The sequence below is a fragment of the Pseudomonas sp. ASL7 genome, assembly GCF_056680375.1.
On record NZ_CM155279.1, the window covers coordinates 3613442 to 3630328 of the forward strand.

Annotated in this window: 13 protein-coding genes and 1 pseudogene; 7 read left to right on the plus strand and 7 right to left on the minus strand. The window is 60.2% G+C overall.

Going from position 1 to position 16887, the window contains the following annotated elements:
• Positions 1 to 11: 11 nt before the first annotated feature.
• Genes AC1MDT_RS16685 through AC1MDT_RS16695 form a run of 3 tightly spaced genes read left to right on the plus strand, consistent with a single transcriptional unit; the run spans position 12 to position 4286 of the window.
• The gene (locus AC1MDT_RS16685) at positions 12 to 1136 is read left to right on the plus strand and encodes a GNAT family N-acetyltransferase (RefSeq protein ID WP_480418159.1); all 1125 of its coding nucleotides are present in this window, start codon (positions 12 to 14) and stop codon (positions 1134 to 1136) included.
• Positions 1136 to 2908, plus strand: coding sequence for a sensor histidine kinase (locus AC1MDT_RS16690; protein WP_480422809.1), 1773 nt, complete (start codon positions 1136 to 1138; stop codon positions 2906 to 2908). The genes AC1MDT_RS16685 and AC1MDT_RS16690 overlap by 1 nt, the downstream gene beginning before the upstream one ends.
• The gene (locus AC1MDT_RS16695) at positions 2898 to 4286 is read left to right on the plus strand and encodes a sigma-54-dependent transcriptional regulator (RefSeq protein ID WP_480418160.1); all 1389 of its coding nucleotides are present in this window, start codon (positions 2898 to 2900) and stop codon (positions 4284 to 4286) included. The genes AC1MDT_RS16690 and AC1MDT_RS16695 overlap by 11 nt, the downstream gene beginning before the upstream one ends.
• Positions 4287 to 4419: 133 nt before the next feature.
• Here the strand turns inward: AC1MDT_RS16695 and AC1MDT_RS16700 are convergent, their stop codons facing one another.
• The 3 genes from AC1MDT_RS16700 to metE all read right to left on the minus strand — a co-directional run bounded on the left by AC1MDT_RS16700 (position 4420) and on the right by metE (position 8803).
• Positions 4420 to 5085 (minus strand): DsbA family oxidoreductase, encoded by a 666-nt coding sequence (locus AC1MDT_RS16700; protein WP_480418161.1) that lies wholly within the window; start codon positions 5083 to 5085, stop codon positions 4420 to 4422.
• Between the two features lie 125 nt (positions 5086 to 5210).
• Positions 5211 to 6245, minus strand: coding sequence for an alpha/beta fold hydrolase (locus AC1MDT_RS16705; RefSeq protein ID WP_480418162.1), 1035 nt, complete (start codon positions 6243 to 6245; stop codon positions 5211 to 5213).
• A gap of 245 nt (positions 6246 to 6490) precedes the next feature.
• On the minus strand, positions 6491 to 8803 hold the full coding sequence (gene metE / locus AC1MDT_RS16710; protein ID WP_480418163.1) for a 5-methyltetrahydropteroyltriglutamate--homocysteine S-methyltransferase: 2313 nt from the start codon (positions 8801 to 8803) through the stop codon (positions 6491 to 6493).
• A 119-nt stretch (positions 8804 to 8922) separates the two neighbouring features.
• Here metE and metR point away from each other — a divergent pair, with 119 nt between their 5' ends.
• Entirely contained in the window at positions 8923 to 9840 is a 918-nt protein-coding gene (gene metR, locus AC1MDT_RS16715) for a transcriptional regulator MetR (protein ID WP_414910080.1), read from the plus strand.
• Between the two features lie 136 nt (positions 9841 to 9976).
• Here the strand turns inward: metR and AC1MDT_RS16720 are convergent.
• From AC1MDT_RS16720 to AC1MDT_RS16735, 4 genes and pseudogenes are all read right to left on the minus strand, one after another.
• Positions 9977 to 10072: pseudogene (locus tag AC1MDT_RS16720) on the minus strand (GNAT family N-acetyltransferase); the annotation flags it as partial.
• 142 nt (positions 10073 to 10214) lie between these two features.
• Positions 10215 to 10712, minus strand: coding sequence for an N-acetyltransferase family protein (locus AC1MDT_RS16725; RefSeq protein WP_480418164.1), 498 nt, complete (start codon positions 10710 to 10712; stop codon positions 10215 to 10217).
• 2 nt (positions 10713 to 10714) lie between these two features.
• Positions 10715 to 11353: a LysE family translocator gene (locus AC1MDT_RS16730; RefSeq protein ID WP_480418165.1), complete on the minus strand. Its 639-nt coding sequence runs from the start codon at positions 11351 to 11353 to the stop codon at positions 10715 to 10717.
• A 25-nt stretch (positions 11354 to 11378) separates the two neighbouring features.
• Positions 11379 to 11801, minus strand: a complete 423-nt coding sequence (locus AC1MDT_RS16735) for an NUDIX hydrolase (RefSeq protein ID WP_480418166.1) — start codon at positions 11799 to 11801, stop codon at positions 11379 to 11381.
• Positions 11802 to 12032: 231 nt separating this feature from the next.
• Between AC1MDT_RS16735 and AC1MDT_RS16740 the strand changes: the two genes are divergently transcribed.
• The 3 genes from AC1MDT_RS16740 to AC1MDT_RS16750 are packed head-to-tail and all read left to right on the plus strand — an operon-like array spanning position 12033 to position 16719.
• Positions 12033 to 13907, plus strand: coding sequence for an EAL domain-containing response regulator (locus AC1MDT_RS16740; protein ID WP_480422810.1), 1875 nt, complete (start codon positions 12033 to 12035; stop codon positions 13905 to 13907).
• A 44-nt stretch (positions 13908 to 13951) separates the two neighbouring features.
• A complete protein-coding gene (locus tag AC1MDT_RS16745) occupies positions 13952 to 14911 on the plus strand; it encodes a cytochrome-c peroxidase (RefSeq protein WP_480418167.1) in 960 nt (319 codons plus the stop codon).
• Complete coding sequence (locus tag AC1MDT_RS16750; protein ID WP_480418168.1) at positions 14908 to 16719, plus strand: DAHL domain-containing protein; 1812 nt, start codon at positions 14908 to 14910, stop codon at positions 16717 to 16719. The genes AC1MDT_RS16745 and AC1MDT_RS16750 overlap by 4 nt, the downstream gene beginning before the upstream one ends.
• Positions 16720 to 16887: the final 168 nt, after the last annotated feature.

Genomic DNA, 16887 nt, shown 5'->3' on the forward strand with positions numbered 1-16887 from the left:
AAGGAAACGATGTGATCACTGCCCTCGCCTTTTCGACGATCGAAGCCATCGACCGCGGTGCCTGGAATGACTGTTTCCCTGACGAACTGGAGGACTGGGATTACTATCGGGCCGTTGAACGGGCCGGCATTACCGATTTTCAGTGGCGCTATCTGGCGCTGTATGAAGACGACGTATTGATCGCGGCGGCAGTGGCGTTCACCACCGTCTATTCGCTGGGCGCTGCGATTCAAGGGCTGGGCAAATGCATCAGCGAACGGTTGCGTCGATGGTGGCCAGGTTTGCTCGACGTGCGCCTCTACGCCCTCGGATCACCGGTGGCCGAGCAGTGCCATGTCGGCACGTCTCACTCGATCGATAGGGCACGGCGTCCATTGCTGCTTCAGCAAATACTCGATTTGGCCCGCGCCGACGCCGACCAGGCCGGAATCGGTCTGCTGGCGGTCAAAGATGCCTCCCACCGTGATCCACAATGGCTGCAGGTTTGCCAGGATAACGAACTGCAAAGCATGCCCGGCCGGCCTCGCGCAGAACTGCCGATCAGCTTCGGCACGGTGGACGCGTACCTCGGCACACTGGGCAAATCGACCCGCAAAGACTTGCGTCGCACCTTGCGTGGTCAGGGTCCACGAATCGAATGGCGACGCTCGGTGGACGATGTGCTGCCCACCATGATGCAGCTCTACGAAGCCACACGGGTGCGCAGCGACCTTGCGCTGCACTGTCTGCCCGCCGACTACTTCCGCCAGGTGCTGGAACACCTTGATCAACGTGCCGCGTGCGTGCTGTATTGGGTGGGTGAAGAGCTGGTGGCCTTCAACCTCGTGCTGCGGGACGAACAACGCCTGGTAGACAAGCTTTTTGCCCACGACCTGAGCCAAACCCGCGAGCACAACCTGTTCGTGCGCAGCTGGCTGGCCAATGTCGACTACTGTATTGAGCACGGCCTCAGCCTCTACGCGTGCGGTCAGGCGGGTAATGCCCGTAAGCTGCGGCTGGGTTGCTCGTTTATCGGCAACACCGTGTTTTTCCGCCATCGCAACCGGGTGCTGGACAGCCTGTTGCGCATGACGAAACTGTTTATCCGACCGGACCGTTCCGACCCTGCCATGGCTGCTGCGATAAGCGAAGCATGATGACCAAAGACTCACGCGCCAACGCCCGACCTTTCGCCCTCTCCAGCTGGAGCCTGCAGCGCAAACTGGTGCTGGCGTTCTGGCTGGTCAGCGTGATCCCGACGATGATCGCCGCCGAACTGGCCGCGACCACGCTTTCGCAGATTTTCGACAGCAACGTGCGGATCTGGCTGCAAGAATCGACCAAGATTGTCGAGGACGAGATCAGTGAAATCCTTCGCGAAAATGCCCGGGTCGCCCAGTTGTTCCTGCGCTACACCCGCCCGGCCACGGATCGGTTGTCGGTCGAACACGACAAACTGATCAGCGACATCGCCGACTCCATGGGCATCGACGTGGTGGCCCTGGTGCGCAACAGCGATCACAAAGTGATGTTCAGCACCGCCGCCGACGACGTCCTCCGCCAGATCAGCATCGCACCCAAAGCGGTGTTGCAGACCCTGCAAGTCGGCGGCGTGGCGACCGGCACGGTGGTCTCGACTTTCGAGAACGAGCAGGACGGCGTCGACTACAAACTGGTGGTTGCCACCTACCTCGACAGCAGTTTCCTCACCAGCGTGGCCGACGTGCATTCCCTCGACCTGCGGCTGTACCTGGCCAAAGGCGATGACTTCCAGGAGATCTTTTCCAGCCAGCGTTTCGAAGATCACCCACCGGCCGTCCCGGAGAATATCGAACAGATCCTGCGTAGCACCAAACAGCCGACCGAACAGTTCACCAATCGTTACAGCGGCATCTACAGACCGATCCTCAACGAAAATGGCGAGCTCCAGGGCGTAATCTTCAGCGGCCTGCTGCGCCACTCCACTCTGTTGGGCCTGGTGAATCAGAGCAACTTGTTCATCCTGATCTTCCTGCTTAGCTCGGCGGCGTCCCTGACGGTCGGCTGGCTGGTCTCACAACGCCTGACCAAACCTTTGCGCGGGCTGTCCAATGGCGTTCAGGCGGTGATCGCCGGGGATTACCGCCAGCGCTTGCCGGTCACTGGCGGCGACGAATTGGCAGAATTGAGCAGCACCTTCAACCACATGAGCGAGCGCCTGGGCGAGTTGCAGCATCTGGAATCACAATTGCGCCGGCGCGACCGCTTGCATGCGCTGGGCGAAGTCGCGATGGGCCTGGCCCATGAAATCCGCAACCCGCTGGGCATCATCAAGACCGCCACGCAATTGCTGCACCGGCGTGCCGACTTGCCCGAAACCGACAAGCGGCATCTGGAGTACGTGGTCAGCGAAGTCAGCCGGATCAACGACCTGATCACTGACTTCCTCGACTTCGCCAAACCCAGCGCACCGATGCGTTCGACGCAACTGGCGCGCCCGCTGGTGGAGGAACTGGTCGGTTTCTGCGCCCCGGAACTGGCCAGCCACAACATTGATGTGCGCATCGACGACCAGGCCCCCGCCGCGACCCTGTACGCCGATGCGCGACAACTCAAACAGGCAGGGCTGAATCTGATCGTCAACGCCATCGATGCCATGCCCGATGGCGGCCGACTGACCCTTGGCATCACCAGCGATCAGCACTACACCGTGATCAGCATTTCCGACACCGGCCAAGGCATCGAACCGGACATGCTCGAACGTATCTTCACACCGTTCGTCACCACCAAGGCTTCAGGCACCGGCCTGGGCCTGGCCAAGGTGTTCTCGATTATGGAGAGTCATGACGGACGCATTGAATGCGTCAGTGAAAAAGATGCCGGGGCCACCTTCAGCCTGTACATTCCGGCCAATGGTGAAGACTTCGACGAGGGCAGAGATGACACATAACGTATTGGTGGTCGACGATGAGCCCAAACTCTGCGACCTGCTGGCGTCGGCGCTAAGTCAGAACGGCATTGCGGTGTTCACCGCGGGCAATGGCGTGCATGCGCTCAAGGTGCTGGAGGCCGAAGACATCGACCTGGTGATCAGCGATTGGCGCATGCCCGGTATGGACGGCCCGCAGCTGCTGGCGGAAATAAAATCGCGCTTTCCGCAGTTGCCGGTGATCGTCATGACCGCCTACAGCACGGTGAAAAACGCCGTGCAATCGATGCGCAACGGCGCCTTCGACTACATCGCCAAGCCCTTTGATATCGACGAGCTGGACATCACCGTCAGCAAGGCCCTGCAATTTCGCGACATCCTCAAAGACAACCAGCGCATGCGTGCCGAACTCGACGAACACCGGCAGATCGACAGCCTGATCGGCGACAGCCCAAGCTTTCGTCGGGTGCTGCAGGCCATCGACTCGGTGCGTGAAAGCAATGCGACCATCCTGCTCACCGGTGAAAGCGGCACCGGCAAGGAAATGGTCGCACGGGCGATCCACAATCACGGCAATCGCGCCGACAAACCTTTTGTCGCGGTGAACTGCGCGGCGATCCCCGAAGGGCTGCTGGAAAGCGAAATGTTCGGCCATCGCAAAGGCGCGTTTACCGGCGCCGTTGCCGATCGGGTCGGGCGCTTCTTGCAGGCCGACGAAGGCACGCTGTTTCTCGATGAAATCGGCGAAATGCCGTTGGCCTTGCAGGCAAAAATCCTGCGAGCGTTGCAGGAGCGAGTGATCGAACCGGTGGGCGATTCGCGCGAGCGCAAGATCGATGTGCGGGTGATCGCGGCGACCAACAAGAACCTGCTGGACGCGGTGGCCAACAAGGAATTTCGCGAAGACCTTTATTACCGTCTCAACGTGTTTCCTATTCCGCTGCCTGCCTTGCGCGAACGCGTCGAGGACATTGCCCCGCTGGCTCGGCATTTCGCCCATACCCTCGGCGCCATGGCGGGCAAACGTATTACGGGCTTCAGCCCCGAGGCGTTGCAGACGATGGCGAATTATTCGTGGCCGGGGAACATTCGCGAACTGCAGAACTGTGTCGAACGGGCGACCATCGTTGCGTCGGGCGCGGTGATTGAAGAGGAGGATCTGCCGGCTTACCTGTTCGCCTCAAATCCCGCTGCCAGCGGCACGCCGATCACAGAAGGCAGCGTGCCGGCGGACCTGGAAGCGGCATTGGCCGAGGTCGAGAAGGCCTACATTCTGGCGGCCCTGCAACAAAGCAACGGCGTGCAGGCAGCAGCGGCGCAGTTGATCGGGATCTCCGAGCGCAGCTTCTGGTATCGCCTGAAGAAACTCGGGATTCACGTGGACAAAATCGTCCGCTAAGAACCGCCCGCCCTGTGTAGGAGCGAGCTTGCTCCGGGCGGCGTTCCGACGATGAATTCGAAGGCGGCGCATTTTCCAGGCAGTGCGCGTCATCGTTTACGTCCATCGCGAGCAAGCTCGCTCCTACACCCCCTCAGCTAACCGTTCCGCCCTTCACCTCACTCATGATTTGCCGAATCGCCCCGACAAACGTTTCCACCGGTTGCCCGCCACTGACCGCATATTGTCCATTGAAGACCACGGTCGGTACCGAACTCACGCCACGGGACAGCCACAACTGCTCTTCCTCGCGCACCTCTTTGGCGAACTCGTCCGACGCCAGAATCGCCTCGGCCCGCTGCCGGTCCAGGCCAACACTGTGCGCAATCTGCGCCAGCTGACCGGGGTCGGACGGATTACCGCCCTCGGTGAAGTACGCCTTGAACAGGGCTTCCTTCAGGTTGAACTGCAACCCTTCCAGCCCCGCCCAGTACAACAAACGGTGAGCATCGAAGGTGTTGTAGATACGGCTGTTGCCGTCGGTGCGAAAAGTAAACCCGACCTCCGCGCCACGCGCGCGGATCATCTCGCGGTTTTTCTGCGACTGCTCGGGCGTCGAGCCGTACTTCTCAGTGATGTGCTCGGTTATGTTCTGCCCTTCAGGGCCCATCTTCGGATTCAGTTCGAACGGCTGAAAACGAATCTCTGCCTGCACTTCGTCACCCAGCAGATCCAGGGCCCGGGTCAGGCCATACAAGCCGACGACGCACCAGGGGCAGGACACGTCGCTGACGAAATCGATTTTCAAGGGGGTACTCATCACACACCTCGCAGGCTGAACACGGCCGTGTAGGAGCGAGCTTGCTCGCGATGGTGGGTCAGCTGCATCAATGTTAACTGACCCACCATCGCGAGCAAGCTCGCTCCTACAATGGATTTGCGATGTTACAGAAGGTTCGGTGCCGGTGGCGGATCAATCTGCGCCCAATGGGACGTGTCTTCGCGATGAGCCTGCAAGTAAGGCAACACCGCCGCCAGCAAAGGCGCCTTGAACGCCTCCTGGAAACGATGGGCCAACCCCGGAATCAGTTTCAACTGACTGCCACGGATATGCGCCGCCAGGTGTACACCGTGCATCACTGGCAATAGCGGGTCGGCAGTGCCGTGGACCACCAGGGTCGGCACGCGCAGCTTATTGAGCAGCGCCACCCGGCTCGGCTCGGCGAGGATCGCCATGATCTGGCGCTTCACGCCTTCGGGGTTGAATGCCCGGTCATAGGACAGCGCCGCCTGTTGCAGCAGCGCCTGCCGATCATCGCTGACCGTCGGACTGCCCAACGCCGCGAGCAAGTCGGCTTGTTGTTCCAGGGCCACTTCGCGATTCGGCGCTCCCCGGCGCGCGAGCAACTCCAGCAACGCCGCACTCGGCGCCGGCAGCCCTTCGGCCCCGGAACTGGTCATGATCAAGGTCAGGCTTTCCACTCGCTGCGGGGCCATGGCGGCCATGTGTTGGGCGATCATTCCGCCCATGCTGGCGCCCAGCACGTGGAATTGCTCGACGTGCAAGGCATCCATCAATCCGAATGCATCGTCCGCCATGTCGGTGAGGGTGTACGGCGCTGACACCGGCAAACCCAGTTTGTAGCGCAGCACTTCGAAGGTCAGGTTAGCCTCGACGGGGGCTTGCCGCCAGGTCGAGAGGCCGACATCGCGATTGTCATAACGAATCACCCGAAAACCCTGCTGACACAGCGCGACGACGACTTCGTCCGGCCAGTGGATCAACTGCCCACCAAGGCCCATCACCAGCAACAACACCGGGTCCGACGCACGACCAATGCTCTGATACGCGAGGCTCACCTGCGCCAGATCAACCCGTTCGGTCGGAACATTGACATCACAACGAGACGCTGCCAACGACGGCAGACTAAACAATAACGCGGCCAGAAAAATGGCTCTTGATAAAAAAGACGTACGCATGAAAAACACCGAAACGCAGAACCCCAGTAGAGCGCGAGTCTGATGAAGTTTGTTCAAGCGCGCTGCCACAGTTGCGTGACAGTTTGATGAACAGTGCTGAACGGTCATTTCCGGGACCGGGTCGCCTCCATCGCGAGCAGGCTCGCTCCCACATTTGATCGGTGCAGTACACAACCTTTGTGACCGACATAAATCCTGTGGGAGCGAGCCTGCTCGCGATGGCGTCCGCGCAAACGCTACATCTGCTAAGCCAACTGGCTGCGCAACTGCCGCGCGGCCGCCACCATGTTCACCAGCGCTGCTTCGGTCTCCGGCCAGGCGCGGGTTTTCAATCCGCAATCCGGGTTGACCCAAAGCCGCTCCGCCGGAATGCGCTTCACGGCGTTGCTCATCAACGTGACCATCTCAGCCGTGTCCGGTACCCGTGGCGAATGGATGTCGTACACGCCCGGACCGATGTCGTTCGGGTAATCGAACGCTTCGAAGGCCTCCAGCAACTCCATGTCGGAACGAGAGGTTTCAATGGTGATCACGTCAGCGTCCATGGCCGCGATGGATTCGATCACATCATTGAATTCGCTGTAGCACATGTGGGTGTGGATCTGCGTTTCGTCACGCACGCCGCAGGCGCTCAGGCGGAACGCTTCCACCGCCCAGTCGAGGTATTCCGGCCATTGCGCACGGCGCAGCGGCAAGCCTTCGCGCAAGGCCGCTTCGTCGATCTGCACGATCTTGATCCCGGCGGTTTCAAGGTCCAGCACTTCGTCACGCAGGGCCAATGCCAATTGCTGCGCCTGGACTTTGCGTGAAACGTCTTCACGCGGGAACGACCACATCAGCATCGTCACCGGACCGGTAAGCATGCCTTTCATGACCTTGTCGGTCTGGCTCTGCGCATAGGTGATCCAGTCGACGGTCATGGCGTTCGGGCGACTCAGGTCGCCGTAGATGATTGCCGGTTTCACACAACGGGAACCGTAGCTCTGCACCCAGCCAAACCGGGTGAAGGCATAACCATCCAGCTGCTCGGCGAAGTACTCGACCATGTCGTTGCGCTCGGCTTCACCGTGCACCAACACGTCCAGCCCCAGGCGCTCCTGGATCTGCACGGCATGGCGGATTTCGCTGTGCATGGCATCGGTGTAATCGTTGACCGACAGCTTGCCTTGCTTGAACGCCTGACGCGCCAGACGGATCGAACCGGTTTGCGGGAACGAGCCGATGGTAGTGGTCGGGAACGCCGGCAGTTTCAAGCGCGCACGCTGCTGCTCGATGCGTTTGGCAAACGGCGAATGGCGTTGGCTGTCCGTGGCGCCGATCGCCGCGATACGCGCCTGCACAGCGGTTTTGTGAATGCGTGGCGATTCGGCGCGACTGGCCGCAATGGCACGGCCTTCGGCCAGCGCGGCTTGCACCCTGGGCGATTGCGGGTCGTTGAGGGCATCGCGCAGCACGGCGATTTCGCCACACTTTTGCACGGCGAAGGCGAGCCAGCTTTTCAGTTCCGGGTCGAGTTTGTCTTCGCGATCCAGGTCCACCGGGCTGTGCAGCAGCGAACAGGAACTGCTGACCCACAGGTTGTCGCCAAAGCGTTCCTGGGCAAATTGCAGTTGCGCCAGCACCGGCTCCAGTTCGCAGCGCCAGACGTTACGACCGTTGACCAGCCCCACCGAAAGAATCTTGTAAGTCGGCAGGCGGTCCAGCACCTGGCCCAGTTGGTCCGGTGCGCGCACCGCGTCGATGTGCAAACCCTGCACCGGCAAACCGACGGCCAGGCCGAGGTTGTCTTCCAGGCCACTGAAGTACGTCGCCAGCAGTTTTTTCAGTGGCGAATATTGAAGGATGTGGTAGGCGCGTTCGAAGGCGTTTTTCCAGGCTTGCGGCAGGTCGAGGGTCAGGATCGGCTCGTCGATCTGCACCCATTCCACGCCCTGGGCCGCGAGGCGACCGAGAATTTCGTTGTACACCGGCAACAGACGTTCCAGCAGGTCGAGCTTGTCGAAGTCGTCGCCTTTTGCCTTGCCCAGCCACAGATAAGTCAGCGGGCCGATGATCACCGGTTTGACGTTATGGCCCAGGGCCCTGGCTTCTTCGACTTCGTCGAACAGCTGTTCCCAGCTCAGCTTGAATGGCTGGTCAGCGCTGAATTCCGGGACCAGGTAGTGGTAGTTGGTGTCGAACCACTTGGTCAGTTCCTGGGCGTATTGCGCCGTGGCATGTTCGCCGCCGCAGCATGCAGCCGTGGCGCCTCGGGCCATGGCGAACAGCGTGTCGAGGGTCGGCAGACCGTTGGCATCCTGGGTGCTGTGAAAACGCTCGGGGATCACACCGAAGGTCAGGGAATGCGTCAGGACCTGGTCGTACCAGGCAAAGTCGCCAACCGGCAACAGGTCGATCCCGGCGTCTTTCTGCAATTGCCAGTGGGTGGCGCGCAGTCGGCGGCCGACGCTGTGCAGCGCGTCCTGATCGAGATCGCCCTTCCAGTAGGATTCGAGGGCTTTTTTCAGTTCACGGTCTGCGCCGATGCGTGGGAAACCGAGTGTGTGGGCCAGGGCCATGGTGAATTCGCTCTATCAAAGATGGTGTAAAACATGGCGCTATTGTCGACAGCCAACCCAACATGAGACAAACTCAACCTTTTCGTGTTGATCACAAGTTTTCCTCATGGAGCCATCCGGTGCTTGAAATCCGTCACCTGAAGACCCTGCACGCTTTGCGCGAAGCCGACAGCCTGGTCGATGCCGCCGACCGCCTGCACCTGACGCAGTCCGCCCTGTCCCACCAGTTCAAGGAACTGGAGGAGCGCATGGGCATGCCGCTGTTCGTGCGCAAGACCAAACCGGTGCGTTTCACCAGCGCCGGTTTGCGCCTGCTGCAACTGGCCGACGCCACGCTGCCGCTGCTACGTGGCGCCGAGCGCGATATTGCACGGCTGGCCGGTGGCACCGCCGGGCGCTTGCACATGGCGATCGAGTGCCACAGTTGCTTTCAATGGCTGATGCCGACTATCGACCAGTTCCGCGATGCCTGGCCGGAAGTCGAGCTGGACCTGGCCTCGGGCTTTTCCTTCGCTCCGCTGCCGGCGCTGGCCCGTGGTGATCTGGACCTGGTGGTGACGTCCGACCCGCTGGAACTGGCGGGGATCACTTATGTGCCGTTGTTCACCTACGAAGCGATGCTCGCAGTGGCCAACCAGCACCGTTTGGCGAGCAAGGCCTACATCGTCCCGGAAGACCTGCTCACGGAAACGCTGATCACCTACCCGGTAGAACGTGACCGACTGGATATTTTTACCCGCTTCCTTGAACCTGCAGACATTGAACCGGCTCAGGTCCGCACGTCGGAACTGTCGGTGATGATGATGCAACTGGTGGCCAGCGGTCGCGGCGTGTGCGGCATGCCCCATTGGGCATTGCATGAATACAGCTCACGGGGTTACGTGAAAGCCAAGCGACTGGGTGAGAAAGGATTGTTTGCGACACTGTATGCGGGGATTCGCGCCGACATGCTGGATGCACCGTACATGCGCGACTTTTTGCTGACGGCCAAGGACACGTCGTTCTCGACACTGGACGGTGTCAGCGCCGTCCGATAGAGCGACACATCCCCTGTGGGACACATCCCTTGTGGGAGCGAGCCTGCTCGCGATGGCGGTCTGACATTCAACATGTGTATTGGCTGACACACCGCTATCGCGAGCAAGCTCGCTCCCACAGGGGATCTGCTGATCCTTAGAGTTCGCGCCACATGTGGATGTTGTCGAAGTAGTCTTCGCCCACCCGCACGGCCAGCGGTTCGAGGCCGAACTGGATGAAGCCGCAGCGCCGTCCGCTAATTCCCTGTAGGAGCGAGCTTGCTCGCGATGGGCGTGAACGGTGACGCGTGCTGTCTGGAAAGTGCGCCGCCTTCAGGTTTATCGTCGGAACGCCGCCCGGAGCAAGCTCGCTCCTACAGGGGGGGCGGTGATCCTTAGAGTTCACGCCACATATGAATTTTATCGAAGTAGTCTTCGCCCACGCGCACGGCCAGCGGTTCGAGGCCGAACTGGATGAAGCCGCAGCGCTGGTAGAGGTTTAACGCGGCTTCGTTGCCGGCCGTGACAGTCAGCTGGATCAGCTTCAGGCCTGGATGGGTCTGCGCTTGATTCAGAGCCGCTTGGACCAGTTGATAACCGAGCCCACGCTGTCGAACCTTGCCGGACACGTACATGCCAAACAGGGTCACTTTGTGCCGGGCCTTTTCCCGAGGCTCGAAGGCCAGCCCGACGATGCCCGCCAGCTTGCCCTCTTCAAACGCCCCGAGTACCACATCCAGCTTGCTGGTCAGGCGCGATTCCCACCAGCTCAGCGGCATCACGGCGCGCTCGCGTACGCTGGAGGTAAACGCCTGGGGATGCAGGTCATAGGCTTCGAGCATCAGCGCCCGATAGTCCAGGGCATGGCTGGCGTCCAGCTGTTCGATCCACATGGTCAAGCCGCCCTTCGTTGCTCAAGCATCAGGCGCACCGCCAGCGCAGACAGGACAAAGCCCATGAAGTAACGCTGCACCGCCAGCCAGGTCGGGTTGTTGACGAACCAGGAGGCGATGCTCGCCGCAAACACCGCAATCAGCAGATTGACGCAGAAGCTGACGCTGATCTGCGTCAGGCCGAGAATGACGCTTTGGGAAAACACCGAACCGTGCTCAGGCGTGATGAACTGGGGAAACACCGACAGATAAAACACCGCGATCTTCGGGTTCAGCGCGCTGGTCAGAAACCCCATGGTGATCAGTTTGCGCGACGAGTCCGGCGCTAACTGCTGCGCTTCGAACGGTGAGCGCGCACCCGGCTTGACCGCTTGCCAGGCCAGCCATACCAGGTACAGCGCACCGGCCCACTTCAACACTTCATACGCTATCGGCACTGCCATGAACACGGCGGTCAAACCGGCGGCGGCCGCGAATAGATGCACGAAAAAACCCGCGACCACGCCAAGCAACGAGGTCACTCCAGCCTTGCGCCCCTGGCAGATCGAACGGGAGATCAGGTAAATCATGTTCGGCCCAGGCGTCAGCACCATCAACAATGCGGCAGCGGCGAAAATCAGCACGTCTTGAAGCGGGATCATGGGCAGTCCTTTAGTCCAGAGATGATCAAGCGGTCGCGGTTAACGAGGCTCGATAAAACGGCAGGATCAGGTCCCGTGTCAATGGCGCCAGCGTGATATCACCGTCGGTGGACGGGTCAATCCAGCGCACCTCTTCGATCTCCGCCGCAGGTGATACGAGCGAATCGATCGTCAGCTGAAAAAGTTCGGCCTGCACCACAAAACCCGGTTCGTTGGCGGCCGGTGCCGAGAATTGCCCCAGGTAAGTGGCGCACGCCGGATCGATCACCAACCCCAACTCTTCTTCCAGTTCACGGGCCAGGGCGTGGACCGGTTGTTCATGGGCTTCGATCTTGCCGCCGGGTTGCATGAAGGCTTCGGTGCCGCGTTTGCGGACCAGCAAGGTGCGGCCGTCGGGACCGATCAACAGGGCGGCGGCGATGCGGATGATACGGGGTGCAAGGGTCATGGATCGGGTATGGCCTTGAGTAAAAGGCCTAAGGATCACATGGGGGCAGGGTCTTCGTCACCTTGGGAAAGGATCAGAGCCTTCGGCAGTTTTGCCGCGCGAAGTTGGCGTCTGGCGACTATGCTCTGCGCATTCGGATCCATTATCTGTAGCCGTTGGCCTGGAGATCAGGGAAAGGATGCCCCTTATGAAAACGCCGCACACAACCGCCATCGCCCCCCACACATGCCAATGAACACGCTGCCGGCGCGGACCAATCGTCGGATTCTGATCGTCGACGACACACCGTCCATCCATCAAGACTTTCGCAAGATCCTCGGTCCCGAGTCCGAAGGCGAGCAAAGCCTGGCCGGCACTGAAGAAGCCCTGTTCGGCACGCCGCAGCCTGATCGCCTGACGTTCCAGCTCGATTCGGCTTACCAGGGTCAAGAGGCGCTGGAACTGGTCAAGCGCGCACTGGCCGAAAGTCGCCCCTATGCCCTGGTGTTCACCGACATGCGCATGCCTCCCGGCTGGGACGGCCTGGAAACCATCGAACAATTGTGGAAGGCCGACCCGCACCTGCAAATTGCGCTGTGCACCGCGTTTTCGGATTACTCCTGGGAAGCCATGGCCGAGCGCCTGGCATTCGGCGATCAGTTACTGGTGTTGAAGAAGCCTTTCGACAGTCTGGAGATCCGCCAGATGGCCAGCGCCCTGACCTGGAAGTGGCAGATGGCGCAGGACGCCGCGATGAAGGTGCTGAGCCTGGAACAAACCATCGAGGCCCGGGTTCACGAACTGCTCAAGGTGTCCCACCTGTTGCAGTACGACGTCTTGACCGAACTGCCCAACAGCGCGCTGCTCGGCGACCGGTTGAACCAGTCCCTGGCCCTGTCCCGCCGCCATGACAAGCAGTTGGCGGTGATGTTTCTGGGACTGGATCGCTTCAAGCGCATCAACAATGCCCTGGGCCATCCGGCCGGTGACGAAATCCTCAAACGGGTCGGGCAAAACCTGGTAGCCACGGTGCGCGAGTCCGACTCGGTGTTTCGCTACGGCTCCGATGAATTCGTGGTGATCCTCGCCGACGTCCGCCATCCCCAACAGACCAAGGGCATCGCCGAAAAACTCTTGAACGCCATCCGCGCGCCCCAGCATATCGCCGGGCATGATCTGATTGTCACCGCCAGCCTGGGCATCAGCATTTACCCGGACGACGGCTTTGATGCCATCGCACTGATCAAGAAAGCCGAAACGGCGATGCGCAACATCAAGGAAAGCGGCCCGAACGATTTCAGTTTTTTCATCGACGAGATGAACCAGCGTGCCCGCGATCAGCAAAGCATCGAAACGGGCATTCGCCTGGGGCTGGAGCGCAAGGAATTTGTCCTGCATTACCAACCCAAACTGGACCTGCGCACGGGTCAGGTCGTCGGTGCCGAGGCATTGATTCGTTGGCAAAAACCGGGGGGCGGACTGGTCTACCCGTCGGAATTTATCGGTGTGGCCGAAGACAGTGGCTTGATCGTGCCGTTAAGCAAATGGGTGCTGGCCGAGGCCTGTCGACAAGCCTGCGCCTGGCAGGCCGCCGGCCTGCCTAAGCTCTGCATGTCGGTGAACATGTCAGCCATCGATTTTCGCCAGCGGGACTTCGTCGACGGTGTTGAACAGACACTCGAACAAACGGGTCTGGAGCCGACCTTGCTGGAGCTGGAAATAACCGAAGGCGTGCTGATGCAGAACATCGACATTACGGTGAACGCCCTGGCCCGGCTCAAGGCATTGGGGGTCCGGCTGGCCATCGATGACTTCGGCACCGGTTACTCCAGCCTGAGTTACCTGCGCCGGTTTCCCGTCGATGTGCTGAAGATCGATCAGTCATTCATTCGCGGCTTGAGCAGCGACAGCAATGACGCCGCCCTGGTCAGCGCCATCATCAGTCTGGGCCGCAGTCTCAACCTGACCATCATCGCCGAGGGGGTGGAAACCCTCGAGCAACTGGATTTCCTCAAGGCACATCAGTGCGAGGAAGGCCAGGGTTACTACTTCAGCAAAGCCGTTGAGCCCAGCGCTTTCGTCCAGTATCTGCGGTCGGTAAAACCGCCTCCCTCTGCCGTCTCGTGAACGATACGCAACGACACGCAGGCCGCCAGCCAAGGAATTATCCGATGTCGCCGTCCTTTCACCGACTGCTCCTGATGCCGCTACTCGGGTTCTGTTTGAGCGTCGTCGGTGCGCCGCTGGATGAACCACTCAAACCGCTGCCGGCGTTGCCGCAACAAGATCCGCTGCGGGTCGAACTCGGTCACCAGTTGTTCAACGAGCCCCGCTTGTCGGTCAACGGCAGCCTGTCCTGCGCCAGTTGCCATCGCCTGGAAACCGGTGGCGCCGACAACAAGGCGTTTTCCATCGGTTTCGCCGGCCTCCCGGTGACGATCAACACCCCCAGCGTGCTCAACGCCAGTCTGAACTTCCGGCAATTCTGGGACGGTCGCGCCGACACCCTGGAAACCCAGGTCCACGAAACAGTGCAGAGTCCCAACGAGATGGGCAGCAACTGGGTACACGTGATGCAGACGCTGTCCGCCGATCCGGCTTATCGGACTTCATTCGAGGAGGCTTACCTGGACGGGGTAACCCTCAACAATGTGCAAAATGCCCTGGCCACGTACGAACGCACGCTGATCAGCGCGAATTCCCGTTTCGACCAATACCTGCAAGGCAATACCGACATTCTCACCCTCGATGAAAAATACGGTTACCAACGTTTCAAGGAGTACGGCTGCATTGCCTGTCATCAGGGGGTGAACATCGGCGGCAACATGTTCCAGAAGTTCGGTGTCATGGGCGATTACTTCCAGAAGCGTGGCAACCCGAGCGAATCCGACCTCGGACGCTACCGGGTGACCAAGGAGGAAGAGGACCGCTATGTGTTCAAAGTCCCGAGTTTGCGCAACGTTGCCGTGACCGCGCCGTACTTTCACGACGGCACAGCCACCACCCTGGAAGACGCGGTGGACGTGATGTTCAAGCTCCAGCTCGGGCGCATTCCTGGCGCCGAGGACAAGACCCTGATCATCAAATTCCTCAAGACCCTGACCGGGGAATGGGGAGGCAAACCGTTATGAAAATGTCCCGCCGCCGCAGCCTGGCGCTACTGGGCGTTATCGCCCTGATGCTGGCCTCGACACTGCTGTTCTTGTACCTCAAATCCAGTTCGAACCAAACGACGACCTACGCCGAATCCCGAGACCTGATCGGGCGAGTCAAACAGCTCAATGCACAATGGGAAACCGAGATCCTCAAAGCCAGGCTCTCCACTAACTACGACTACGATCCGCTGGTTACGCCGCTAACCGAGATAACGCAACTGTGGGAACAATTCGACACGATGGCGTCGAACCACGGTCGCAAGGATTCACCCGGCTGGCGGGCCAGCCATGATGCGTTCCTGACCGCCATCCAGGAAAAGTCCCGGCTGGTGGAACAGTTCAAGTCGCACAACGCAGTTTTGCGTAACTCGCTGGCGTTTCTGCCCACCGCAGAGGACGACATTCTGCAACCACTGGCCCAGTTGCGGGACGGCGACAAACTGCAACTGCAAAACATTGCCACCGACACGTATGACCTGGTACTCAGCACCCTGGAGTTCGCCCAGGTCACCTCTGACGACAAGGCTGCGGAAGTTCTGGTGGGGTTGAATACGCTGGGCATCAACAAGCAACGTTTGCCTGATCCGTTTCACAGTCCAATTGATGTGCTGAGTAACCACATTGCGTTGATCCTGCGGGAACAACCCGTGGTTAATCGCTTACTGGAGAACATCGAGGCCATTCCCGTGGCCGAACGCCTGGACGACATCACTCGCCTGCTGAACACGAACCAGCAGCAGGCCGTCGCGGTCGATCAGCGCTACCACTTTTACATGTTGGTATTTTCGACATTGCTGGTGCTGTTGCTGGTGTACCTGGCCATTCACTTGATGCGCAGTTTCACGGTCATCAATCGCGTCAACAAAGCCCTGAAAACCGCCAATGACGACCTTGAACGGCGGGTGGAAGAACGCACCCGGGAACTCAGGGACACCCAGAGTGAACTGGTCGACGCCGCGCGGCAGGCCGGCATGGCCGAGATTGCGACCAATGTGCTGCACAACGTCGGCAACGTGCTCAACAGTGTGAACATCTCGGCCGATCAGGTGAGCCGCAAACTGCGCGCCAGCAAAGCGCAGGGCCTGGGCAAGGCCATGCAGTTGATCAACGAGCATCCTCATGACCTGGGGGCTTTCCTGACTCAGGATGAGAAAGGCAAGTTGCTGCCCGTCTACCTTAACCAGCTAGTGGAGGCCATTGGCCTGGAACAACAGAGCATGACCGACGAGCTCGCCCACCTAAGGAAAAGCGTCGACCACATCAAGGACATTGTGGCCACCCAGCAATCCTACGCGGGCGCCAACAGCCTGATGGAACCGTTGCACATCAGCGAACTGCTGGAGGACGCCCTGCGCATGAACTCCGGTGCCCTGACCCGACACCACGTCATGGTGGTCAAGGAGTACGGCGAAGTGCCGCAGATCATGGGCGACAAGCACCGGTTGCTGCTGATTTTGATCAACCTGATCAGCAACGCCAAATACGCCATGTCCGACCTTAGCGACCGCCCGCGGCAAATGACCCTCGGGGTAAAAATCGTCGACGACACGACCCTGCAAGTCAGCGTCAAGGACGACGGCGAAGGCATCGTCGAGGAAAACATGACACGCATCTTTGCCCACGGTTTTACCACCCGTCAGGAAGGTCATGGCTTCGGCCTGCACAGCTGCGCCCTGGCCGCAATGGAGATGAACGGCCACCTCACTGCCCATAGCGACGGACCGGGAAAAGGCGCGCTGTTTACCTTGCAAATCCCGCTGAAAACCGTGCCAGTGGAAGCTTGAACCTTCTGTGATTCAGGTCGTTTCGGCATTGACTGTCAGGGCCTCTTCGCGAGCAAGCTCGCTCCCACATTGACCGCGAATAACCTGTGGGAGCGAGCTTGCTCGCGATGGCGGCAGTCCCGCCAATCGGGCGAGTTCGAACTTTCATGGGTATTACTGGTCAGGGGC